The following is a 21,593-nucleotide window of genomic DNA, read 5'->3' as shown; positions in this document are numbered from 1 at the left end:
CAGGCGACCCGCATGCCACTCGATCTCCGGCCATCCGACGCCCTCGGGTTGTGGCACGCCGCCACGCTTGAGCATGTCCGTGTCATCGGGCCCGATCTCACCATCAGGCAGCTTGCAATCCTGCTGCATATCTACCTGGCGCCACCGCCGCACACCGTGCGGGGACTTGCGGCCATGCTTGGCGTGACCAAGCCGGTGATCACCCGGGCGCTCGACACCATGGGACACATGGGGCTGGTGCGCCGGGTGCGCGACGAGCGCGACAGGCGCAATGTCATCATCAAGCGGACGGTGGAGGGCGCGCTTTTTGTCGAGAAGCTTGGCGATATCATCATCGCTGAAGGCCGCAAGCTGTCTTCTGCCGAGGGGGCAAACACATGAGTGACGATCTTGACCACCGGACCCATGCCTACCGGCCGGATCTTGCCGACATCCGCCTCCGCGACAGGGTCGCGGCCGACCGCTACAGCGAGGGCATGCCCGCCGAGGTGATCGTGCCGGTTGCCGATGTGCGCCCGAAGCCGGACGCGCGATGCAGCCTCGATACCCAGGCGCTGCACGGTGAAGCCGTGAGCGTGTTCGACATCTCTGACGGCTGGGCCTGGGTGCAGCTGTCAGCGGACGGTTATGTCGGTTATGTGCGCGAGGAGGCCATCGGCCAGGGTGCAGGCCCCGCAACCCACGTCGTCTCGGTTCCGCGCAGTTTCGTCTATCCGGGGGCCGACCTGCGCTTTCCCCATCTCAAGGTGCTGTCGATGGGCAGCCGGGTCAGGGTCACGGGGGAGGCGGAAACACGGGCGACCCCTTACGCGCTTCTGGAGGATGGTTCCGCCGTCATTGCCGCCCATCTGCGGCCGCTCGGCGAGGTTTCGGCCGAGGATGCGGTGTCCGTGGCCGCGCGCTTTCTCGACACGCCCTATCTCTGGGGCGGGCGGTCGGGTTTCGGTATTGATTGCTCGGGCCTGGTGCAGCTGGCGCTGGCCATGACCGGAAAATCCGCACCGCGCGATTCCGATCAGCAGGCAGCCGGTTTGGGCCGGGCCATCGATCCCGGAAGCGATGGCCTGCAAAGAGGCGACCTGGTGTTCTGGAAAGGCCATGTCGGCTTTCTCGAGGACCCGGATACGCTGCTCCACGCATCGGGCGGAACCATGTATGTCACCCGCGAGCCGCTTCAGGCTGCCATCGACCGGATTGCGAAGCTCTATGGCCTGCCGACCATCTACCGGCGGCCCTGAGCCGGCTTAATATCCCGCCTTGCGATCAACCAGGTTGACCAGCGGTTCGCCGCGTTCAAAGGCATCCATCTGCCGGGCCATCGGCTCTATCAGCGAAGTCGGCATCGAGGCCGCCGCTGCATGCGGCGTCAGCGTCACCTTGGGGTGGGCCCAGAACGGGCTCGCCGGATCAAGCGGCTCCTGCTGGAACACGTCAAGGCTCACTGCCGAAAGCAGCCCCTCGTCCAGTGCGGCGAGAATATCGGCCTCGTTCTGCAATCCTCCGCGCCCGGCATTGATCAGCACCGGCGCGCCCAGTGGTCCGCGCTTTTTCATCCTCAGGAACAGATCCCGGTTGAGGATTTCGCGGGTTTCAGGTGTCAGCGGCAGCAGCACCACGAAGATGTCTGCCGAGGCCAGGAACGGATCGAGCCCGTCCTCTCCCGCATGGCAGGTGACCCCTTCAACCTGCTTGGCCGTCCGCGACCAGCCGGTCACGTTAAAGCCCATGACGCGGAGCTTGGCAGCGGCGTCGCGCCCCAGTTCGCCCAGTCCCATGATCCCGACTGTGATCACGCCGGCGGCTTTCTGGTTCTTGTCTTCTTCCCACACCCGGTTCGCCTGTTGTGCCCGGTAGCGCAGACCCAGGCGGTGGTGGTCAAGCACTTGCCAGACCACGTATTCGCTCATCCTTGTGGTCAGGTCCGGCGACACCACGCGCACGATCGGCACGTCGGGCAGGCTGGTATCGGCAAAGACATGATCTACACCCGCGCCGAGAGAGAAAATGGCCTTCAGGTTCGGCAGTTTCGACAGCAATCCGGCTGGCTGTTTCCAGACGATCGCGTAATCGATGTCGGGATCGGTCTCGCCATTCGGCTCCAGCACCACCGGACGGTCAGGCGCCGCCTTGCTGAGCTCGTCGACCCAGACCTGCGGTTCCCAGCCGGTCAGCGCAAGCAGCACGCGTCCCTTGCCATTACGGTGTGTCATGAACTTGCCTATTCGCTGACCACGGCGCTGTCCGCGGCTTCCAGATTGAATGCCGCCGCCATCAGTGCCTTGGTGTAGTCGGTTTCGGGATGATCGAAAATCTTGTCGGCGGTGCCCTGCTCGACCACCTTGCCCGCCCGCATGACGATCACGTCATTGGCCAGCGCCCGCACCACCTTGAGGTCATGGCTGATGAACAGATAGGCCAGATCATGTCGCTTCTGCAAATCCCGCAGCAGGTCCACCACCTGCGCCTGAACGCTCATGTCGAGCGCCGAGGTCGGTTCGTCCAGCATGACGAAACGCGGTTTGAGCACCATGGCCCGCGCAATCGCGATGCGCTGGCGCTGGCCGCCGGAGAATTCATGCGGGTAGCGCCAGCGGGTGGATGCATCGAGCCCCACTTCTTCCAGAGCCTCGGCAACGCGCTGGTCGCGGTCCCTGGCGGAAAGGTCGCGGGCATGAATCGCCAGGCCTTCGCCGACGATATCGGCAATCGACATGCGCGGGCTCAGCGATCCGAACGGGTCCTGAAAGACCACCTGCATGGAGCTCCTGAGCGACCGCATCTGCTTGAACGACCGTTCATGCAGCGGCAGCTCGTTGAAATAGATCTCGCCTTCGCTGCGGATCAGCCGCATCAGCGCCAGCCCGAGCGTCGTTTTCCCCGATCCCGATTCGCCGACAACGCCGAGTGTCTGGCCGGCCTTGAGGGACAGGGACAGCCCGTCCACGGCCTTGATGTGGTCGACCGTGCGCCGGAGAAAGCCCTGCTTGACCGGAAACCAGACCTTGATGTCGCGCGCGCGCATCACTTCGGGAGCGGCTTCATTGCGCTTGGGCGGCTCACCCTTGGGCTCGGCGGCCAGCAGATGCTTGGTGTAGGCATGCTGCGGATTGGCGAAGATCTCGGCGGTCGGGCCGGTTTCGACGATCTTGCCGTCCGTCATCACGCAGACCCGGTCGGCGAATTTGCGAACGATGCCGAGATCATGGGTGATGAACAGCATCGCCATGCCGTGTTCGGTCTTCAGGTTGCGCAGCAATTCGAGAATCTGCGCCTGGACCGTGACATCGAGCGCCGTTGTAGGTTCGTCGGCGATCAGCAGTTCCGGACGGTTGGCCAGCGCCATGGCGATCATCACCCGCTGCCGCTGCCCGCCGGACAGCTGGTGCGGATAGGATGCCAGACGTTTCTCCGGATCCCGGATGCCGACCTGGTCGAGCAGGCCCAGCACCTGCCGGCGTGCTTCATCCGGCTTGATCGGCTGGTGCAGATGCAGGATCTCCGAGATCTGCTTTTCCACTGTCTGCAGCGGATTGAGCGAGGTCATCGGCTCCTGGAAGATCATGGTGATGTCGTTGCCGCGCACATCGCGGATCTGCGGCTCGGGCGCCGAGAGCAGATCCTGCCCCTTGAACAGGATCTTGCCCGAGGGATGGCTCGCGGCGGGGTAAGGCAGCAGCCGCAGCACCGACAGCGCCGAGACCGATTTGCCGGACCCGGATTCGCCCACCAGCGCCACCGTTTCGCCGCGCTTGATGTCAAACGAGATGTGATCGACGGCGGTCTGGCTTTCGCCGGACTGGTGGAAGGCCACCGAAAGATCCTGCACCGACAGCAGCGCTTCGCCCGGTTTGTCTGTCTTTGCGCCACTCATCGAAATGTCTTTCGCGGATCGAAGGCGTCGCGTGTCGCTTCGCCGATGAAGATCAGCAGCGACAGCATGATCGAGATGGTGAAAAACGCGGTCAGCCCCAGCCACGGCGCCTGCAGGTTGCGTTTGCCCTGCGCGATCAGCTCCCCCAGCGAGGCCGAGCCGGGCGGCAGGCCGAAGCCGAGAAAATCGAGCGAGGTCAGCGTGGTGATCGAGCCCGACAGGATGAACGGCAGGAAGGTCAGCGTCGCCACCATGGCATTGGGCAGCAGGTGCCGGAACATGATGGTGCCATTGCCGACGCCCAGCGCCCGGGCCGCGTTGACATACTCGAAATTGCGGGCGCGCAGGAATTCGGCCCGCACGATGCCGACAAACGACACCCACGAGAACAAAAGCATGATCCCGAGCAGGATCCAGAACCCCGGCGGTAGCACCGCGGCAATGATCAGCAGGATGTAGAGCACCGGCATCGACGACCAGATTTCGATAAAGCGCTGCATCAAAAGATCCGTCCAGCCGCCGAAATAGCCCTGGACCGCGCCTGCGGCGATACCGATCAGCGCCGAGAAGATCGTCAGCGTCAGCCCGAACAGCACCGAGATGCGGAAGCCGTAGATCATCCGCGCGGTGACGTCACGTGCCTGATCGTCGGTCCCGAGCCAGTTCATGTTGCCAAGCGTGCAGCCGGGGTCCTCGTCCTTGAGCGGATAGGCGGAGCACGCGACCCCTTCGTCCAGCAGCCAGAAAGGTGCCGTCGGTGCCGAATGCGGGATGTAGGAATTGGCGGTGGTGTAGGAATAGCGGATCGGCGGCCAGATCATCCAGCCATTGGCCTCGATCTCGTCCTGGATGAACGGATCGCGGTAATCGGTGCGCGCCAGGAACCCGCCGAATTTCTCCTCCGGATAGTCAATCAGCACCGGATAGAGGATCTCGCCCTTGTAGGACGCCAGGATCGGCCGGTCATTGGCGATGAACTCGGCCAGCAGGCTGGCAATGAACAGGAACAGGAACAGCCACAACGACCAGTAGCCGCGCCGGTTGGCCTTGAAATTGGCCCAGCGCCGCTTGTTGGTCGGCGACAGCCAGCCCTTGGGCCGGCCCTCGGCGTCATAGGCCTGGGGATTGGTCGAAGCCGGCGCGCTCATCCGACATCCCTCTTTTCAAAGTCGATGCGCGGATCGACCCAGGTGTAGACCAGGTCGGAAATCAGTCCAACCACCAGCCCCATCAGCGAGAAGATGAACAGGGTTGCAAACACCACCGGGTAATCCCGCTTGATCACCGATTCAAAGCCGAGCCGACCCAGCCCGTCGAGCGAGAAGATCGTCTCGATCAGCAGCGATCCGGAGAAGAAGGCCGAGATGAACGCACCCGGAAAGCCCGCAATGATGATCAGCATGGCGTTGCGGAACACATGCCGGTAGAGAACCTGGCTTTCGCTCAATCCCTTGGCCCGCGCCGTGGTCACGTATTGCTTGCGGATCTCGTCGATGAACGAGTTCTTGGTCAGCAGCGTCGTGGTGGCGAAAGCCGCCAGCGACAGCGCGATCAGCGGCAGCGTCAGATGCCAGAAATAGTCGACGATCTTGCCGAACAGGCTCAGCTCGTCGAAATTGTCCGATGTCAGCCCGCGCAGCGGGAACCAGTCGAAAAACGATCCGCCGGCAAACATCACGATCAGCAGGATGCCGACCAGAAAGCCCGGCACCGCATAGGCGATGATGATCAGGCCGGAGGTCCACACATCGAAGCGCGAACCGTCGGAGACCGCCTTCTTGATCCCCAGCGGAATCGAGATGATGTAGGACAACAGCAGGATCCAGACGCCGAGCGAGATCGAGACCGGCATCTTTTCCTTGATCAGGTCGATCACGTCGATGCTGCGGAAATAGCTTTCGCCGAAATCGAAGCGGATATAGGTCCACATCATCAGCCCGAAGCGCTCGAGCGGCGGCTTGTCGAACCCGAACTGGGCTTCCAGCTTGGCAATGAATTCCGGATCCAGCCCCTGCGCGCCGCGATATTGCGACGAAGCGGAATCGCCGAAATCCTGCGGTGCGCTGCCGATCGTGTCCCCGCCACCGGCAATCCGGTCGATAGCGGAATCACCTTCGCCGGTCAGCTGCGCAATCACCTGCTCGACCGGTCCGCCGGGCGCGAACTGGATCACCGCGAACGAGATCGCCATGATGCCGACAATGGTCGGGATCATCAAAAGCAGACGCCTGAGAATATAGGCGCCCATCAGGCGGCTTTCCCGTTTGTCTCGGCGCGATTTATGCGCCTGGTAAATGATGGTCTGGTCAATTGTCCGTCCCGGAAGCCGATCACCGTGATGTCGGGCTGATTCGTCTCGTCCTCATACAGAATCGAATGTCGGAAAGGGTGCAAGGCCGAAAGCGTCTCAGTTTGCGTCACTCATCCACCACACTTCCGGGAATCCGAGCCCGTAATAGGGAAGCTCCTCCGGATGAGCCAGTGACTTGGAGTAGGCCACCTTGACCGCGTCGCTGTAAAACAGCGGCACCACGTAGTGGTTGGCAAGCAGCACCCGGTCGAGCGCCTTGACTGCCGCGGTCTTTTCCTCGCGGGTTTGCGCGAAAATCACCATCCGGATCAGCTCGTCGACCGCGGGATCGGAGATGCCGGCATAATTTCTTGAACCTTCGCGATCCTTTGAAACCGATCCCCAGTAACCTGCCTGCTCGTTGCCCGGATTGAGCGATTGCCCCCAGACGTTCCAGATCATGTCGTAATCGAAGCTTCTCACCCGGTTGGTGTATTGCGATGCGTCGACCGTGCGGATGCGGGCATCGATGCCGATTTTCTTCAGGCTTGCGACATAAGGCAAGACCGACCGCTCAAGCGAGGGGCTCGACAGCAGGATTTCGATCTCGAATGGTTCGCCTGTCGTGGCGTTGACGAGACGGCCCGACTTCAGCTCGTAGCCGGCGTCCTGGAAAAGCGTCAGCGCCTGGCGCAGGTTCGCGCGCGCCTTCTGCGGATCGCCACCCACCGGGTTGGTGTAGGGCGTGGTGAAGACCTCGTCGGGAATCTTGCCCTTCAGGCCTTCGAGGATTTCCTTCTCGCGGCCTTCCGGCAAGCCGGAGGACGCCAGCTCTGTGCCCCAGAAATAGCTGTCGACCCGCGCCAGCGCATCAAAGGCCAGGTTGTGGTTCAGGTCTTCGAAATCGAAGGCAAAGTTCAGCGCCCTGCGGACCCGCACATCCTGGAATTTTTCCCGGCGCATGTTGGGCACCATTGCCTGCATGATGCCGACGGCGCGCAGCGGGTTCTTGATCTTCTCGCGCTTGATGTCTCCGTTTTGGACCGCGGGGAAATCATAGGCAGTCGCCCACTTGCTGGCCGAATTTTCCTGCCGGAAGTCGACGGTGCCGGCCCGGAAAGCCTCGAACTCGACATTGGCATCGGTGAAGTAGACATACTCGATCGCGCCGAAATTGTGCTGCCCGACATTGACGTTGAGATCCTTGCCCCAATAGTCCTCGCGCAACTCGTAGCGGATCGTCGATCCGGGTTTGAACGACGCGATCCGGTAGGGCCCCGATCCCATCACCGGTTCAAGCGTGGTGCGGCTGATGTCGCGGGCGTTGCCGTCCTTGTCCGTTCCCTCCCACCAGTGCTTGGGAAGCACCAGGATCTGGCCGAGAATCTGCGGCAGTTCGCGGTTGTTGTCCTCGTCGAACAGGAAGGTGACTTCCCGCTCTGCCGTTTTCTCGGCGGAGACGACATGGGCGTAGTAATTCGCCTGCAGCGGGTTGAGTTCCTTGGCCTTGTCGAAGCTGAAAACCACGTCTTCCGCTGTCACCGGTTCGCCATCCGCCCACCTGGCGTCCGCGCGCAGCCGGAACGTGACCTTGGAAATGTCGTCGGGAAAGGAAATGCCCTCCGCGAGCAGCCCATAGGAGGAGGAAACCTCGTCCTCCGAGGATTTCATCAGCGTGTCGAAAACCAGATTGAGGCCCGCCGCCAGTTCGCCTTTGGCCAGCACCGGATTGAAGCTGTCGAACGTGCCTTCTTCCGCAAGCTTGAGCGTGCCGCCCTTGGGTGCATCCGGGTTCACATAGTCAAAACGGGCAAACCCTTCAGGATATTTCGGCTCGCCGATCATCGCCGTGGCGTGCTGCCAGACCGGCTCTTCGGCTCCGGCAATTCCCGGAGACAGAATCAGTCCGGAAAACGCCAGCACGGGGGCCAGAATGCACGGGATCAACAGGGACGGGGCAATGCGGATGGTCATGAGGGTAGGGTCTCCGGTAGCCTTTTTCATTGCAACAAGAATAGGCCAGTTCTGCGGCGCTTGCAGCGGGTGATCCGAAAAAGGGCATCAAATCATAAAAAAAGCCGGGCACATGGCCCGGCTTTGCAGCTTTTGAATGCGTGTCTTACTCGGCTGGCAAAGGCGCAGGCGAATCGGCAATGGTGCGAAGATAGGCGATCAGGTTGGCCCGATCCTCGATCTTCTTCAGTCCGGCAAAACCCATCGCGGTGCCCTTGATGTATTTCTTCGGCGCGGCCAGGAAGTTGCTCAGGTGCTCGTAGTCCCAGACAACGGAACCGCCTTCGGCGAATTCGGTCATCGCGGCCGAATACTTGAAGCCTTCATGAGCGGCGACCGGCCGGTTGACAATGTTCCACAGGCCGGGGCCGACCTTGTTGGCGCTTGCCGCATCATTGCTGTGGCAGGCAGCGCACTTCTTGAACACTGCTTCACCCTTGGCCGGATCGGCGCTGGCAAGCAGCGGCGCAATCAGCTCGGGTGCTGCTTCTTCGGCAGGTGCCGAAGCCTCGCCACCACCCTCTGCGACCTCGATCAGAAAGCCTTCGGTGGCAGGCTCTGGTGCTTCATAGATACCTTCCGAAACAATCGAAAGTGTCATCAGGACGAACAGGATACCTAGAAAGGCGCCCGCCGCCGAGTTGAAATATGAGGAGTTCATGTTCCGTCGCTCCGTTTCGGTTCGGCTTCCCGCCCAGTTTCCTGCAATATCCGAACCAGTCTTGAAATCGCGCGGAACCTATGTCTTTTGCAAGTTCGTTGCAACACCGTTTGTAACCGCGGCAGTGAGACTTTTTGACACTCGCGCTGCAAAATGAGGGAATGAACGCGCCATGGCAACAGGTTCAGAGCATACGCTCCTTATTATTCCGGCCAGAATGGCGTCAGCCCGGCTGCCCAACAAGCCGCTTGCGGACATCGGCGGAGAGCCGATGGTGGTCCGTGTGGCGCGCCAGGCAGCACTGGCCGACATCGGTCGCGTCGCAGTCGCAACTGATTCGCGCGAAATCGCCGAGGCGGTGGAGGCCGCGGGATTTGAGGCGGTGATGACCCGCGATGATCATCAGTCCGGCTCCGACCGTGTGTTCGAGGCAGCCACGATCATGGACCCCGAGGGGAAGGCCGGGATCATTCTCAATGTTCAGGGCGACATTCCTGCCATCGAGCCCGAATCCATTCGCAGGTCCGCCCTGCCGCTGGCCGGATCCCCGGCCGACCTCGCCACGCTGGCCGTCGAGATTTCCGATGAGGCGGAAAAAATCAATCCGAACATCGTCAAGGTGATCGGCACGCCGATCGGCGAGGGGCTTCTGCGCGCGCTCTATTTCACCCGTGCCACGGCCCCCTATGGCGAAGGCCCGCTGTACCATCACATCGGGTTGTACGCCTGGCGCCGTTCGGCATTGCAGCGCTTCGTGTCGCTCAAGCCGTCAACGCTGGAAAAGCGCGAATCGCTCGAGCAGTTGCGGGCGCTTGAGGATGGCATGCGCATCGATGTGGCGATCGTTGACTCCGTGCCCCTGGGTGTCGATACTCCGGCCGATCTTGCCCGCGCCCGCCAAATCCTGGCGCCGGAATAGGCGCGTATTTCTCAAAACGGACAGACCTGATGACCGCTTCCACCAACCGCATCGCCTTTCAGGGCGAGTTTGGCGCAAACTCCGACATGGCCTGCCGTGACATGTTTCCCGGCATGGATCCCTTGCCCTGCGCCACCTTCGAGGACGCATTCAATGCGCTCACCCAGGGCGACGCGGACCTGGCCATGATCCCGATCGAAAACACCATTGCCGGCCGGGTCGCCGATATTCATTACCTGCTGCCCGAATCGCAATTGCACATCGTCGGCGAGTACTTCATGCCGATCCATTTCCAGTTGATGGCGCTGCCCGGCGTTGACCGTTCCGAAATCCGCACCGTGCACAGCCATGTCCATGCGGTTGGCCAGTGCCGCAAGGTCGTGCGCGCCAATGGCTGGAAAGCCGTTGTTGCCGGTGACACGGCGGGTGCCGCCCGGCTCGTCTCCGAGAGCAATGACCGCACCATGGCGGCGCTGGCGCCGCGCCTTGCCGCCGAACTTTATGGTCTCAATATCCTCGAGGAAAACGTCGAGGACACGGAAACCAACGTCACCCGCTTTGTCGTGCTGTCGCGCGAGGCCAAGGTTCCGCCCCGCCCCGTGGCCGATGAAGTGGTCGTCACCACGTTCGTCTTCCGGGTGCGCAACATTCCCGCCGCCCTCTACAAGGCGATGGGCGGTTTTGCCACCAACGGTGTCAACATGACGAAGCTCGAAAGCTACCAGATCGGCGGCAAGTTCTTCGCTACCCAGTTTTACGCCGATATCCAGGGCCATCCGGACGAAGCGCCGGTGGCGCGCGCCATGGATGAACTGAATTTCTTCTCCAAGGAATTGCGGATCCTGGGCGTCTATCCGGCCCATCCCTTCCGTCTGGCGCAGAACGGTTCACACGCCGACGAAGCCGAGGGCTGAAAACCCCTTACCGGCCCCAGTCCAGCCAGTCGCGCATCAGCCGGTGCGCGATAGCGCCGGGCGGCGGTGCCGAGGCGTCCGCCTCGCCAAGCGTCGAGGCCAGCATCGCCTCGGTCTCGGCCCGGTCAAACCATCGGCAATCTTCCAGTTCGTTCGTATCGCGGGTTATTTCCAGGCTCTGCGCTTCCGCATAGACGCCGATCATCAGGGTGTGCGGCATCGGCCAAGGCTGGCTTGCGTGATAGCGCACGCGTCCGACCTTGATACCGGATTCCTCCATCGTCTCGCGCCGGACCGCATCCTCCATGGTTTCACCCGGTTCAATGAAGCCGGCCAGGCAGGAATACATGCCGGGCGGAAAATGCGGGCTGCGTCCGAGCAGGCAGCGGTCGCGGGCCTCGTCAACGGTCAGCATGATGGCAACGGGGTCGGTGCGCGGAAACGCGGTGTGGCCGCAGCCGTTGCACTTGCGCCGGTAGCCGCCCGCTTCGGGCACCATCGGCTTGCCGCAGACGCCGCAGAACCGGTTGGCCAGCGCCCAGGACACGAGACTGGTGCCCTGCGCATAGGCGCCGAGCGTTTCCTCGTCCAGCAACGCCTGACGGTAGACCGAGCGTGTATCAATCGCCTTGAACGGCTCGGGCAGGTCATCGGGTTCGATTCCCACCGGCATGGCGATGCGGGCTGCATTGGCCTCGTCCCAGCCGATCAGCACGGCGTCGGCATTCCTCGGCTGCATCCCGGCAATATCTGCGGCTGTCAACAAGCCATCGGGCGTGTCTGCATCGACCCGCATCGCCAGCCGGCCCTTGGTGATGGCGAAATACCGCGTCGCCGGATCTTTCAGCGCATCGCCCAGTTCGGTCTCGGTGCGGTGTTCGGAACGGCGGTCAAGCCGGTTGCCCGCAAAGGCGACAAGCCGGCTGGCTTCGCCATGCGGTGCATCATGGTCAAACAGGGAAAATGTCATGTATCAGAGGGCCTCGAGAAGTCTTTCAATGAATACCGAGCGGGCGCTTGCGGTCCAGGGCGTGGCTTTGCCATGTCCCCAGACTGGTCCGGGCCACGCCGGGTCGCCCTCGTTGCGGGCTATGATGTGAAGATGGAACTGACGAACCTGGTTGCCAAGGGCGCCAATGTTGATCTTGAGGCATTGTGACGCCTCCTTGACCGCCTTGGCGGCAATCGCCGTCTCGAAGGTCAGCATGGTCTGGTCGAGCGGCGTCATGTCGAAGATCTCGGAAATGCCGCTGCGCTGGGGCACCAGCAGCACCCAGGGCCAGCGGGCATCCTCCATCAGCCTGAGCTGGCACAGTCCCAACTTCATCAGCAAGGTGGTGTCGCGGTCGAGACTCGGATCGAGAACAAAATCAGACATGGAAACACCGTCGGACATGGTTGCAGCACAAGTCTAGCAGTTTTTTTTGGCTCTGGCTTGCTTTTGCCCGCCCGATTGACGATATGTGGCCTCGGGAGGTTGGTGGTGGACGAGCCACTCGCCAACCGGGTCAGGTCCGGAAGGAAGCAGCCCTAACGAGCCCGGCACGGGTCACCGTGCCAGCCTCCCACCCTTTCGCCCGCGCTGTTCTGCGTTGTGCGCTGAGCGAGCGCGCAGAGCTGCTGCAAGCTTTCGCTGTCAGCAGCAGGCCCCATCATTGGCTGGATTGTCATTGACGGGATTCGACCGGGGTGCAAACATTCCATTTGAATGGCCATCGGGCCAGCGTGAGGGCGGCACGAGGATCATGGACGAAACAACCGGCACGACCACAGTTTCCGCAGGCGCGGATGCCGAGAGCCAGGTGCCGTACCGGGTTCTGGCGCGCAAGTACCGTCCGAAGGATTTCACCGACCTGATCGGCCAGGAGCCGATGGTCCGCACGCTGACCAACGCGTTTTCTTCAGGCCGCATCGCCCAGGCCTGGATGCTGACCGGCGTGCGCGGTGTCGGCAAGACCACCACGGCCCGCATTCTGGCGCGCGCGCTCAACTACCAGACCGCCGAGATCGACAAGCCGACGATTGACCTGACCGTGCCGGGCGAACATTGCCAGGCGATCATGGAAGGCCGGCATGTCGATGTCATCGAGATGGATGCGGCATCGCATACCGGTATCGATGATATCCGCGAGATCATCGAGCAGGTGCGCTACCGCCCGGTGTCGGCGCGCTACAAGGTCTACATCATCGACGAAGTTCACATGCTTTCCACCCAGGCCTTCAACGGCCTGCTCAAGACGCTGGAAGAGCCGCCGGCCCATGTGAAGTTCATCTTCGCCACCACCGAAATCCGCAAGGTGCCGATCACCGTGCTGTCGCGCTGTCAGCGCTTTGACCTGCGCCGCATCGATTCGGGCCTGCTTGTGGCGCATTTCAGGAACGTCGCCGGCCAGGAAGGCATTTCGATCGACGACGAATCGCTAGCCATGATCGCCCGGGCCGCAGAAGGCTCGGTGCGCGATGGCTTGTCGCTGCTCGACCAGGCGATTGCCCATGGCGGCGGCGCGGTCGATGCCGAGGCCGTTCGCTCCATGCTCGGGCTTGCCGACCGGTCCCGCATTGTCGGCCTGTTCGGCTCGCTGATGGAAGGTGATGTGGCAGGCGCTCTGGCAAGTTTTCGCGACCAGTATGATTCGGGCGCAGGCCCGTCGGTGATCCTGACCGATCTGGCCGATTTCACCCACCTGGTGACACGGCTCAAATTCGTGCCGGAAGCCGGCGAAGATCCGTCGCTCACCGAAACCGAACGCCAGAGCGGCGCCGATTTTGCGGCCAAGCTTTCGACCGTCATTCTCTCCCGCGTCTGGCAGATGCTGCTCAAGGGCATTTCTGAGACCGATACGTCGAACCGCCCCGCGGCCGCGGCCGAGATGGCGCTGATTCGCATCGCCCACGCCGCCAACCTGCCTTCGCCCGAGGATGCGCTGAAGGCGTTCCAGAACGGCGGCGGCGCTTCCGCAGGTGCCGGAGGGCAGCAATCCGGTAACGGACCATCCGGCGGCGGAGCCACGGCCCGGGCTGTTGGCGAACGGCGGATGCCCCATGGCGGTGGGAATGGCGGCAGTGGCGGGCAACCGTCGATGCGCCTGGCCCATTCCGCCGAGCCTTCGGTCGCGGCCCCCGCGGCTGCCGAACCGGTCGAGGAAGTTGCCGTCACGTCGCTCGAAGACATGGTCGCGCTTGCCGAAAAGCACCGCGATATCGCCATGAAGGTTCAGATCCGCACCGGCGTGCGGCTGGTCAGGATCGAGCCCGGCCGGCTGGAGATCAACCTGGCGCCTGACGCCAGTTCCAGCCTGCCCGGTGAACTGATCAAGAAACTCGGCGACTGGACCGGCACCAAGTGGTCCGTTGCGCTCAGCCGTGAGGAAGGCGCACCGACCATTGCCGAGCGCGAGACCGCCAAGCGGGAAGCGCTTGTCAGCGATGCCCGCCAGGATCCCGACGTCGCGGCCATCCTGGCGCATTTCCCCGGCTCTCGGGTCACCGATGTGCGCATCGCCGCGGTCGAGGAAGATCTCGCCGTCGATGCACTCTCGCCATCCGAGGACGGTGACATCCTGCCTGACGAAATCGATCCGGACGAGGCGTCGGATTAAATCGCGCCAGCACCATTGCGCCGGAATGTAGCCGGCAAACAACACTCGAAAAGGAGACCTGGATGAAAGACATCATGGGTATGATGGGCAAGATCAAGGACATGCAGGCCAAGATGGAACGCATGCAGGAAGAGCTTGCCGAGCTTGAATGCGAAGGCGTGGCCGGCGGCGGCATGGTCACCGTGCGTCTCACCGGCAAGGGCCTGATGAAAGGCCTGTCGATCGATCCTTCCATGTTCAAGGAAGATGACGTCGAAATCCTCGAGGACCTGATTGTCGCGGCCCACAACGACGCCAAGGCCAAGCTTGAGACCACGGTTGCCGAGCGCACCAAGGAACTCACTGCCGGCCTGCCGATCCCTCCCGGCATGAAACTGCCGTTCTAGGGGCATTGGCGCAATTGACGGCTGTCTGTGACTGGAGACTGAAATGCAGAAGCGTGTAACCGGGCCGGAGATCGAGCGGCTGATCCAGCTGCTTGCCCGCGTCCCCGGACTCGGGCCGCGCTCGGCCCGGCGCGCGGCGCTGCACCTGATCAAGAAGAAGGATCAGCTGATGGGGCCGCTGGCGCTGGCGATGAACGAGGCCTTCGACAAGGTCCGCATCTGCTCGACCTGCGGCAATGCCGACACATCCGATCCCTGCACGGTCTGCACCGATCCGACGCGCGACCAGAGCGTCATCATCGTTGTCGAGGATGTCGCCGATCTCTGGGCGCTTGAGCGCGCGGCGGCGATGAATGCCGGCTATCATGTGCTCGGCGGCACCCTGTCTCCGCTCGATGGTGTCGGCCCGGACGATCTGTCGATCGCCAGGCTGGTCGATCGCGTTGCGGCCGGCGGTGTTCGCGAAATTCTCATCGCCGTCAATGCCACGGTCGAAGGCCAGACAACCGCGCACTACATCACCGAGCAATTGTCCGGCTTCGAGATCAAGGTCACCCGTCTGGCCCACGGCGTGCCGGTCGGCGGCGAACTCGACTATCTTGACGAGGGCACGCTGGCGGCCGCTATCCGTGCCCGGACCGCATTCTAGGGGAGCGCCGGATGCCGCGTTTCTTCAATCCCGATACCATGCCAAAGCCGGCTTCCAATTACGTGCAGGCGGTCGAGATGGTTTCGCCCGGCCGCCGCCTGATCATCTCGGGCCAGATCGGCGTGACGCCAGACGGGCAGATGCTCGAAGGCTACCGCGCACAGGCCGAACAGGCTTGGCGCAACGCTCTCGCTGGACTTGCGGCAGCCAACATGCAGCTCAGCGATATCGTCGCGATCCGGGTCTATGACGTGGCGCCGGGAGATGTGGGCGCCTATCGCGAGCTGCGGGACCAGTATCTGCAGGGCCATGCGCCTGCCTCGACCTATGTTATCGTCGCCGGTCTCGCCCATCCCGACCTGTTGACGGAGATTGAAATCGAGGCGTTTTCCGAGAGCTGAGCACCGGTTCCCGATCCGCCATTTTCCGGACACGCCCGTCGGGTTAGGCTGGCGCCATGATTCGCACCCTGCTTCTGACCGTCCTTCTTGCTCTGGCTGTGACCGCATCCGCGGTCCTACCCTCCCATGCCGCCACCAGGGCCGGGGTTGAAGCGCAATTCCGTCAATGGCTCGAGACCGACCTGTGGCCTGAAGCCAAGCGCGCCGGGGTCTCCAAACCGGTCTTTGACCGCGCTTTTTCCGGGATCGATCTCGACTGGGACCTGCCCGATCTGGTGCCGCCCGGTTTCCCGAAACCCAAGGCACGTGCCCAGAGCCAGGCTGAATTCCGCAGCCCGGGCGCCTATTTCAGTGAGAAGCGGCTTCGTGGGCTGGCCGCCTCGGGCCGCTCATTGATGAAGCAGCACGCTGGCCTGTTGCGCAGGATAGAGGCTCGCTACGGCGTTCCGGGTTCCATCATCGTTGCCATCTGGGGCCGTGAATCAGGCTTCGGCCGCGCAAAAATTCCGCATTCCGCAGTAAGGGTGATCGCCACCAAGGCGTTCATGTCGACGCGGCCCGAGCTGTTCCGCAAGGAAATCCTCGCCGCACTGAAGATCCTGCAGCGCGGCGATGTTCCGGCGTCGGCGATGAAAGGCTCCTGGGCCGGCGCCATGGGCCAGCCGCAGTTCCTGCCGTCGAGCTATCTCGACCACGCGGTGGATTTCGACGGTGACGGCAAGATCGACATCTGGAATTCGACGGCCGATTCGCTCGCCTCCATCGCCAACTACCTGGCCCAGTCAGGCTGGGTGCGCGGCCGCGACTGGGGTTTTGAAGCGGTGATCCCCGAAGGTGTCACTTGCGCGCTTGAAGGCCCCGACCGGGCCCGGCCGATCAGCGCCTTGACTGAAATGGGCATCATCCGCATTTCCGGCAGGCCGTTTCCCGAGCATGAACGGCGTGCGCCCGGCATGGTTCTGGTTCCCGCCGGGATTTACGGTCCGGAATTTGTCGTCACGCCGAATTTCTACGTGATCAAGGAATACAACAATTCCGATCTCTACGCCCTGTTCATCGGCAATCTCGCCGACCGCATGGCCCATGGCGGAAGCGCATTTGTCACGCCCTGGGGCAACACCGGCAAAATGCTGCGCTCCGACATCGCCAGGCTGCAATCATCGTTGGAAAAGCAAGGCTATGATGTCGGCGGCGCCGATGGCCTGCCGGGCTACAAGACAAGGCGCTCGATCGGCGAATGGCAGGCGCGCAATGGCCAAAAACCCACCTGTTTCCCGACCCCAGCCCTGCTGAAGACCATCCGCTGACCCCACGCCTTTCGGCAAATTCGTTGGTGACCGCAGAATCCGGGCGCGGCATGATTTCGATTGGCTCTGCCAGGTGAAATCGAGGTTGCATTCACCTGCCTTCCACCCCTACAGATTTGAATTGGGATAAGACGGTGCCTATCTGTGCCGTCTGTACATATTTGGAGAGTGACATGATCGAGAAGCGCGAGTTTTACATCAATGGTGCGTGGGTCTCGCCCAGCAAGGCGCAGGACTGCGAGGTCATTGATCCATCCACCGAGGAAGCCTGCGCGGTCATCTCGCTCGGCTCGAGCGAAGACACCGACAAGGCTGTTGCTGCTGCCAAGGCAGCCTATGCACCCTGGTCGCAGACCGATCCGGAAACCCGGCTGGGCTACGTCAGGAAAATCCGCGAGATCTATGCCGAGCGCGCCGAGGACATGGCCCAGGCGATCAGCCTGGAGATGGGCGCCCCGATCTCGATGTCACGCTCCAGCCAGGTCACGTCCGGCACCTGGCACATCGACAATTTCATCACCGCCTTCAAGGACATAGAGTTCATCCGTCCGCTTGGCCCCCACGCCCCCAATGACCGCATTGCCATGGAGCCGATCGGCGTTGTCGGGCTGATCACGCCGTGGAACTGGCCGATGAACCAGGTGACGCTGAAGGTGATCCCGGCGCTGCTGGCGGGCTGCACCATGGTGCTCAAGCCGTCCGAAGTCGCACCGCTGTCCTCGATTGTCTTTGCCGAGATCGTCCATGCCGCAGGCGTCCCTGCCGGCGTGTTCAACATGGTCAATGGCGACGGCGTCGGCGTCGGCACCGACCTGTCGACCCACGCGGACGTCGACATGATCAGCTTTACCGGTTCGGCCCGCGCCGGCGTTGCCATCACCAAGGCCGCCGCCGATACCTTCAAGCGGGTCTGCCTCGAACTCGGCGGCAAGGGTGCCAATGTGATCTTTGCCGACGCCGATGCCAAGGCAGTCGAGCGTGGCGTCCGCCATTGCTTCAACAACACCGGCCAGAGCTGCAACGCGCCGACCCGCATGCTGGTCGAGCGCCCGGTCTATGACCAGGCGGTCGAAAAGGCCATCGAGGTTGCCGCCTCGACCAAGGTCGGCTCCTCGCACGACGAAGGCAATCACATCGGCCCTGTGGTCTCTGCCGCCCAGTTCGACAAGATCCAGGGCCTGATCCAGAAAGGCATCGATGAGGGTGCGCGCCTGGTTGCCGGCGGCACTGGCCGTCCGGAGGGCTTCAATCGCGGCTATTTTGTCCGTCCGACCGTCTTTGCCGACGTCTCCAACGACATGACCATCGCCCGCGAGGAAATTTTCGGACCGGTCCTGTCGATCATTCCGTTCGACAATGAAGAGCACGCCGTCGAGATCGCCAACGACACGATCTACGGCCTGACCAACTACGTTCAGAGCCAGGACGGCGCCAAGCGCAACCGCATGGCACGGCGCCTGCGCTCCGGCATGGTCGAAATGAACGGCAAGTCGCGGGCCGCCGGTTCGCCCTTCGGCGGCGTCAAGGCCTCCGGCCGGGCCCGTGAAGGCGGCGTCTGGGGCATCGAGGAGTTCCTCGAAGTCAAGGCCATCTCCGGCTGGGACAGCGACGTCAACTGATCCGACTTTTCAGGACTGGTTCCTGCAACGGCTCGCCCTTAACAGGGCGGGCCGTTTTAATTTGCAGATGATCCGCTCAAGGCCGGTATTGCCGGGTCTTGCCAGGAGGCGGAGACTACGGCGCGTCAGTCAGAAGCGGGGTGATGCGCCGCGCTTCAGGTCATGCTGGCCAGCGCCTCGGGCATCCAGTGAACCTCCTTGCGGCTCGCTTTGAAGAAGCATTTTCCGTACTTCTTCAGCTGCTCGTGGTCGATTTCGAAACCCAGCCCCGGCGTTTGCGGCATGTTGAACCAGCCCTTGTCGTGCATGAACGGCTGCTTGATGATCGCATCACGGCCCTCGGGAACCCAACCCGGTTCATTCAGCGGATATTCGAAGACCATCTCGTCCGCAAAGCCGCTGGCTGCGAAAACATGCGCATTGATGATGAAGCCGAATCCGTTGGTCCAGGTGTGGGACGAGAACTTCACGCCCTCTTCGCGGCACAGTTTGGCAACGTCCAAGCTCTGTTTCACCCCGCCGGTGAACATCGCGTCCGGCTGATAGATATTGTAGCAGCGCATTTTGATCATGCGCGCCAGCTCGGCATAGCCCATCACATGAAGCTCGCCACCAGCGATGGGAACCCGTGAATAGGCCGTGAGCTTGGCCATTTCCTCGTGCCATTCGCCGAACAGAGGCTCTTCCACCCAGGCCAGTTCCACATCGGCGGCGGCATCGGCAAAACGCTTGGCGCGGTCGAGTGACCAAAGCGGCGCGTCGGCCTTGGCGGTCAGGCGGAAGGCCTGGTTGCAGTCCACCGAGATCTTCATGCGGCCCTGCATGTGGGTGGCGACATCGGTGATGTGTTCAATGTCGACTTTCTCATCCCAGTCATGAACGCGGATCTTCATTGTATCAAAGCCGTCGGCCAGCCGTGCTTCGGCCTCTTCCCGCCGGGCGCCGGTGTCGCGCAGTTCGCCCGAAGACGCATAGAGCCTGAGGCGGTCGCTGCTCCCGCCGAGCAGCTTGTAAAGCGGCAGTCCCGCATTCTTCGCCTTGATGTCCCAGAAGGCCGGCTCGAGCCACCAGTTGAAATTGCCGCCCACCGCCATGATGTGGATGCGCTCGGCGAGCCTGTCGATGTCTTCAGGGCTTTCACCGAGGAACAGATCGGCCAGTGTGTGGCCAATTCCCACACGCTCGCGGCCTGCACCGGTAAAACCGCTCCAGCCTTCCACCCCATCGTCGGTAATGAAGCGGACAAGGTAAAACGTCACCGTGTTGCGAACCGTTCCAGGTATCCATGATGGGGAGAACGGCGCAGGAAGTGGCGCAGTCACATGATAAAGCTCGATACCGTCAATCACTTGCATAGTCGGTTGTTCCTGTGACATTGGGTGTTTGATGTTCGCCAGGGTGGTGCACAAAAGCGTTCAGCCGTGCCCGGAAGACCCGAGCCCGGTTGTCATCCCGTCCAGGGTTGTTGTGTTACGTCGGGATAAGGGGCTGGTTGCCAGTTTACCGCGCCAAACCGGCGAGCAGCGGATGTCGGAAAGATCGACGAAAGCCATGCCGTTTCCCTATCGGATCCCGCCAAAAGGGGCGGGAGATGAAGTGCAAGACGGAGGCTAGATCAGAATTGGACTGCAACGCATATCCAATATGAAAAAAATGGAAGGCCAATAATTCATGGTTCTCCGGGGCGTTGCATGCACCAGCAACCTGGATACGGCAGCCGCTTGTCCAGTCATGCGAAGCTCAAAAGCAAGGACGGGGAGCGCGGTGCAGAATTGCCTCATGCGGTCTGGCCGGGTGCAATCTTGCTCTGCCGCTCACCAGCGCCGACACGGCAAGATCGTCGCAGTGCTTTGAATCAATGCGCATTGTTTCAGGCGAGAAGGAAATTGATCTGAGGGGCAATCGCCCTCGGTGTTTAGTCTGAAAACCCCGCGCTGGACCCGTTCTGCAGGGTCTTGCTTGGCGACTGGCCGTATTTTTCCCTGTAGATCTGGGAAAACCGGCCGAGATGGGTAAAGCCCCACCGGGTGGCCACTTCGGTCACCGAGGCGCCGGGTGCGCCGGCCATCAGCTCTTCATGCACGCGCCGCAACCGTTCAGCGCGCAACAGCGCCATCGGGCTGGTGTTGCGGAAATTGCGAAACCCGAGTTGCAGCGAGCGCGCGGTGACGCCCGCCGCATTGGCGATGTCATCCAGCGAAATCGGACGGTCCAGATTGTTGCGCACGAACTCCTCGGCCTTGCGCACATGCCGCGGCGCCGCCGCCGAGCGCGTTGGTCTGAGATATCTGGAATAATTGTGCTGCCCGGCCTCCAGGATTCCTGACAGGATCACGGATTCGAGCTGGCGCGCCAGGAGCCCCCCTGATGCGAGCATCACCTGTCCATTGTCGGCCTGTGTCACCAGATGCATGATCAGGCCGCCAAGGGCTGTGCCGACGCCGCTTGTCAGATCCAACGGTCCTGAAAAGGTAAGTGGCTTGCCGGCGCCCGAGCCGAGAAGCTGGGACAGATGCGCCTGCAACGCGTCTCGCCCGACCTTGACCAGGATCTGCCGGCAGCCTTCATCCCAGATCATCGTGGTCGGCAAATGCGGATTCAGCACCGCCGCCTTTTCCGGGCAGGAATAATAGTGATCTGGTCCATTGCTGATCGCCGCGCCGCCTGAAAGCGGGATCTGCAGCAGATAGAAATCGGTCAGCTCGCCCGGCGCGATCAGCGTCTTCGCGCCATACTGGATGTAATTCAGCGACAACCGCTCGCCGCCGACATGATTATGGCAGGCGTCGAATGTGCCGCGTCCGATCATGTCGAGCCGGTGCGGGCAGAACACCCGCGCAACCCTTTCGCGCGCCTCGTCGAGGTCGCTGCTTTCAAACAGGCTGAATTGCGCCAGCGGGCGCTGGGTCATGGGATCCGGCAACATGAGCGCTCCCGACACCGTTGTCGTCAAAACATGCATTT

The 21,593-nt window shown here is 62.2% G+C and carries 19 protein-coding genes, 1 other RNA gene and 1 pseudogene; 11 read left to right on the top strand and 10 right to left on the bottom strand.

Annotation, left to right across the window (positions count from 1 at the left end):
- The first annotated feature begins 12 nt into the window (after positions 1–12).
- Together WNY80_RS09975 and WNY80_RS09970 are read left to right on the top strand one after the other, a co-directional pair.
- Positions 13–381, top strand: a complete 369-nt coding sequence (locus WNY80_RS09975; RefSeq protein ID WP_342887215.1) for a MarR family winged helix-turn-helix transcriptional regulator — start codon at positions 13–15, stop codon at positions 379–381.
- The gene (locus WNY80_RS09970) at positions 378–1,238 is read left to right on the top strand and encodes an NlpC/P60 family protein (protein WP_342887214.1); all 861 of its coding nucleotides are present in this window, start codon (positions 378–380) and stop codon (positions 1,236–1,238) included. The genes WNY80_RS09975 and WNY80_RS09970 overlap by 4 nt, the downstream gene beginning before the upstream one ends.
- A 6-nt stretch (positions 1,239–1,244) precedes the next feature.
- Here WNY80_RS09970 and WNY80_RS09965 read toward each other — a convergent pair whose 3' ends face one another.
- The 6 genes and pseudogenes from WNY80_RS09965 to WNY80_RS09940 form a co-directional block, all read right to left on the bottom strand.
- The gene (locus tag WNY80_RS09965; RefSeq protein WP_342887213.1) at positions 1,245–2,210 is read right to left on the bottom strand and encodes a glyoxylate/hydroxypyruvate reductase A; all 966 of its coding nucleotides are present in this window, start codon (positions 2,208–2,210) and stop codon (positions 1,245–1,247) included.
- A gap of 8 nt (positions 2,211–2,218) precedes the next feature.
- Complete coding sequence (locus WNY80_RS09960) at positions 2,219–3,871, bottom strand: ABC transporter ATP-binding protein (RefSeq protein ID WP_342887212.1); 1,653 nt, start codon at positions 3,869–3,871, stop codon at positions 2,219–2,221.
- Positions 3,868–5,019: an ABC transporter permease gene (locus WNY80_RS09955; protein WP_342887211.1), complete on the bottom strand. Its 1,152-nt coding sequence runs from the start codon at positions 5,017–5,019 to the stop codon at positions 3,868–3,870. Before WNY80_RS09955 ends, WNY80_RS09960 begins: the two co-directional genes overlap by 4 nt.
- Positions 5,016–6,119: a microcin C ABC transporter permease YejB gene (locus WNY80_RS09950; RefSeq protein ID WP_342887210.1), complete on the bottom strand. Its 1,104-nt coding sequence runs from the start codon at positions 6,117–6,119 to the stop codon at positions 5,016–5,018. Before WNY80_RS09950 ends, WNY80_RS09955 begins: the two co-directional genes overlap by 4 nt.
- A 159-nt stretch (positions 6,120–6,278) precedes the next feature.
- Complete coding sequence (locus WNY80_RS09945; protein WP_342887209.1) at positions 6,279–8,135, bottom strand: extracellular solute-binding protein; 1,857 nt, start codon at positions 8,133–8,135, stop codon at positions 6,279–6,281.
- Between the two features lie 154 nt (positions 8,136–8,289).
- Positions 8,290–8,835, bottom strand: a pseudogene (locus tag WNY80_RS09940) (cytochrome c family protein); the annotation flags it as partial.
- Positions 8,836–9,007: 172 nt separating this feature from the next.
- Between WNY80_RS09940 and WNY80_RS09935 the strand changes: the two are divergent.
- Together WNY80_RS09935 and WNY80_RS09930 are read left to right on the top strand one after the other, a co-directional pair.
- A complete protein-coding gene (locus WNY80_RS09935) occupies positions 9,008–9,754 on the top strand; it encodes a 3-deoxy-manno-octulosonate cytidylyltransferase (protein ID WP_342887208.1) in 747 nt (248 codons plus the stop codon).
- Positions 9,755–9,783: 29 nt separating this feature from the next.
- The gene (locus WNY80_RS09930) at positions 9,784–10,668 is read left to right on the top strand and encodes a prephenate dehydratase (RefSeq protein ID WP_342887207.1); all 885 of its coding nucleotides are present in this window, start codon (positions 9,784–9,786) and stop codon (positions 10,666–10,668) included.
- Positions 10,669–10,675: 7 nt separating this feature from the next.
- Here the strand turns inward: WNY80_RS09930 and nudC are convergent, their stop codons facing one another.
- Positions 10,676–11,638 carry an NAD(+) diphosphatase gene (nudC, locus tag WNY80_RS09925; protein ID WP_342887206.1) on the bottom strand — a complete coding sequence of 321 codons (963 nt, stop codon included), beginning with the start codon at positions 11,636–11,638 and terminating at the stop codon, positions 10,676–10,678.
- 3 nt (positions 11,639–11,641) lie between these two features.
- Positions 11,642–12,046 (bottom strand): HIT family protein, encoded by a 405-nt coding sequence (locus WNY80_RS09920; protein ID WP_342887205.1) that lies wholly within the window; start codon positions 12,044–12,046, stop codon positions 11,642–11,644.
- 94 nt (positions 12,047–12,140) lie between these two features.
- Here WNY80_RS09920 and ffs point away from each other — a divergent pair.
- From ffs to WNY80_RS09885, 7 genes are all read left to right on the top strand, one after another.
- Positions 12,141–12,237: signal recognition particle sRNA small type (ffs, locus tag WNY80_RS09915), an RNA gene on the top strand.
- A 176-nt stretch (positions 12,238–12,413) separates the two neighbouring features.
- Positions 12,414–14,267: a DNA polymerase III subunit gamma/tau gene (locus WNY80_RS09910; RefSeq protein WP_342887204.1), complete on the top strand. Its 1,854-nt coding sequence runs from the start codon at positions 12,414–12,416 to the stop codon at positions 14,265–14,267.
- A gap of 62 nt (positions 14,268–14,329) precedes the next feature.
- Complete coding sequence (locus tag WNY80_RS09905; protein WP_342887203.1) at positions 14,330–14,653, top strand: YbaB/EbfC family nucleoid-associated protein; 324 nt, start codon at positions 14,330–14,332, stop codon at positions 14,651–14,653.
- A 43-nt stretch (positions 14,654–14,696) separates the two neighbouring features.
- Positions 14,697–15,302, top strand: a complete 606-nt coding sequence (gene recR, locus WNY80_RS09900) for a recombination mediator RecR (protein WP_342887202.1) — start codon at positions 14,697–14,699, stop codon at positions 15,300–15,302.
- A gap of 11 nt (positions 15,303–15,313) precedes the next feature.
- Entirely contained in the window at positions 15,314–15,703 is a 390-nt protein-coding gene (locus tag WNY80_RS09895; protein WP_342887201.1) for a Rid family hydrolase, read from the top strand.
- 56 nt (positions 15,704–15,759) lie between these two features.
- Positions 15,760–17,010 (top strand): lytic murein transglycosylase, encoded by a 1,251-nt coding sequence (locus WNY80_RS09890; RefSeq protein WP_342887200.1) that lies wholly within the window; start codon positions 15,760–15,762, stop codon positions 17,008–17,010.
- 173 nt (positions 17,011–17,183) lie between these two features.
- Positions 17,184–18,629: an aldehyde dehydrogenase family protein gene (locus WNY80_RS09885; protein WP_342887199.1), complete on the top strand. Its 1,446-nt coding sequence runs from the start codon at positions 17,184–17,186 to the stop codon at positions 18,627–18,629.
- Between the two features lie 155 nt (positions 18,630–18,784).
- Here the strand turns inward: WNY80_RS09885 and WNY80_RS09880 are convergent, their stop codons facing one another.
- Together WNY80_RS09880 and WNY80_RS09875 are read right to left on the bottom strand one after the other, a co-directional pair.
- Positions 18,785–19,984: a mandelate racemase/muconate lactonizing enzyme family protein gene (locus WNY80_RS09880; protein ID WP_342887198.1), complete on the bottom strand. Its 1,200-nt coding sequence runs from the start codon at positions 19,982–19,984 to the stop codon at positions 18,785–18,787.
- Between the two features lie 560 nt (positions 19,985–20,544).
- Positions 20,545–21,555, bottom strand: a complete 1,011-nt coding sequence (locus WNY80_RS09875; protein ID WP_342887197.1) for an AraC family transcriptional regulator — start codon at positions 21,553–21,555, stop codon at positions 20,545–20,547.
- Positions 21,556–21,593 lie beyond the last annotated feature (38 nt).

This window comes from Hoeflea sp. AS16, from assembly GCF_038900095.1.
Classification (GTDB): Bacteria; Pseudomonadota; Alphaproteobacteria; order Rhizobiales; family Rhizobiaceae; genus Hoeflea.
The sequence above is the reverse complement of the archived record's forward strand: the minus strand, read 5'-3'. Positions and strand labels throughout refer to the sequence as shown.

Bases quoted from the DNA above. Each gene is read 5' to 3' on its own strand.
- WNY80_RS09975 (WP_342887215.1), top strand. From the start codon at position 13: ATGCCACTCGATCTCCGGCCATCCGACGCCCTCGGGTTGTGGCACGCC.
- WNY80_RS09970 (WP_342887214.1), top strand. From the start codon at position 378: ATGAGTGACGATCTTGACCACCGGACCCATGCCTACCGGCCGGATCTT.
- WNY80_RS09965 (WP_342887213.1), bottom strand. From the start codon at position 2,210: ATGACACACCGTAATGGCAAGGGACGCGTGCTGCTTGCGCTGACCGGC.
- WNY80_RS09960 (WP_342887212.1), bottom strand. From the start codon at position 3,871: ATGAGTGGCGCAAAGACAGACAAACCGGGCGAAGCGCTGCTGTCGGTG.
- WNY80_RS09955 (WP_342887211.1), bottom strand. From the start codon at position 5,019: ATGAGCGCGCCGGCTTCGACCAATCCCCAGGCCTATGACGCCGAGGGC.
- WNY80_RS09950 (WP_342887210.1), bottom strand. From the start codon at position 6,119: ATGGGCGCCTATATTCTCAGGCGTCTGCTTTTGATGATCCCGACCATT.
- WNY80_RS09945 (WP_342887209.1), bottom strand. From the start codon at position 8,135: ATGACCATCCGCATTGCCCCGTCCCTGTTGATCCCGTGCATTCTGGCC.
- WNY80_RS09935 (WP_342887208.1), top strand. From the start codon at position 9,008: ATGGCAACAGGTTCAGAGCATACGCTCCTTATTATTCCGGCCAGAATG.
- WNY80_RS09930 (WP_342887207.1), top strand. From the start codon at position 9,784: ATGACCGCTTCCACCAACCGCATCGCCTTTCAGGGCGAGTTTGGCGCA.
- nudC (WP_342887206.1), bottom strand. From the start codon at position 11,638: ATGACATTTTCCCTGTTTGACCATGATGCACCGCATGGCGAAGCCAGC.
- WNY80_RS09920 (WP_342887205.1), bottom strand. From the start codon at position 12,046: ATGTCTGATTTTGTTCTCGATCCGAGTCTCGACCGCGACACCACCTTG.
- WNY80_RS09910 (WP_342887204.1), top strand. From the start codon at position 12,414: ATGGACGAAACAACCGGCACGACCACAGTTTCCGCAGGCGCGGATGCC.
- WNY80_RS09905 (WP_342887203.1), top strand. From the start codon at position 14,330: ATGAAAGACATCATGGGTATGATGGGCAAGATCAAGGACATGCAGGCC.
- recR (WP_342887202.1), top strand. From the start codon at position 14,697: ATGCAGAAGCGTGTAACCGGGCCGGAGATCGAGCGGCTGATCCAGCTG.
- WNY80_RS09895 (WP_342887201.1), top strand. From the start codon at position 15,314: ATGCCGCGTTTCTTCAATCCCGATACCATGCCAAAGCCGGCTTCCAAT.
- WNY80_RS09890 (WP_342887200.1), top strand. From the start codon at position 15,760: ATGATTCGCACCCTGCTTCTGACCGTCCTTCTTGCTCTGGCTGTGACC.
- WNY80_RS09885 (WP_342887199.1), top strand. From the start codon at position 17,184: ATGATCGAGAAGCGCGAGTTTTACATCAATGGTGCGTGGGTCTCGCCC.
- WNY80_RS09880 (WP_342887198.1), bottom strand. From the start codon at position 19,984: ATGCAAGTGATTGACGGTATCGAGCTTTATCATGTGACTGCGCCACTT.
- WNY80_RS09875 (WP_342887197.1), bottom strand. From the start codon at position 21,555: ATGTTGCCGGATCCCATGACCCAGCGCCCGCTGGCGCAATTCAGCCTG.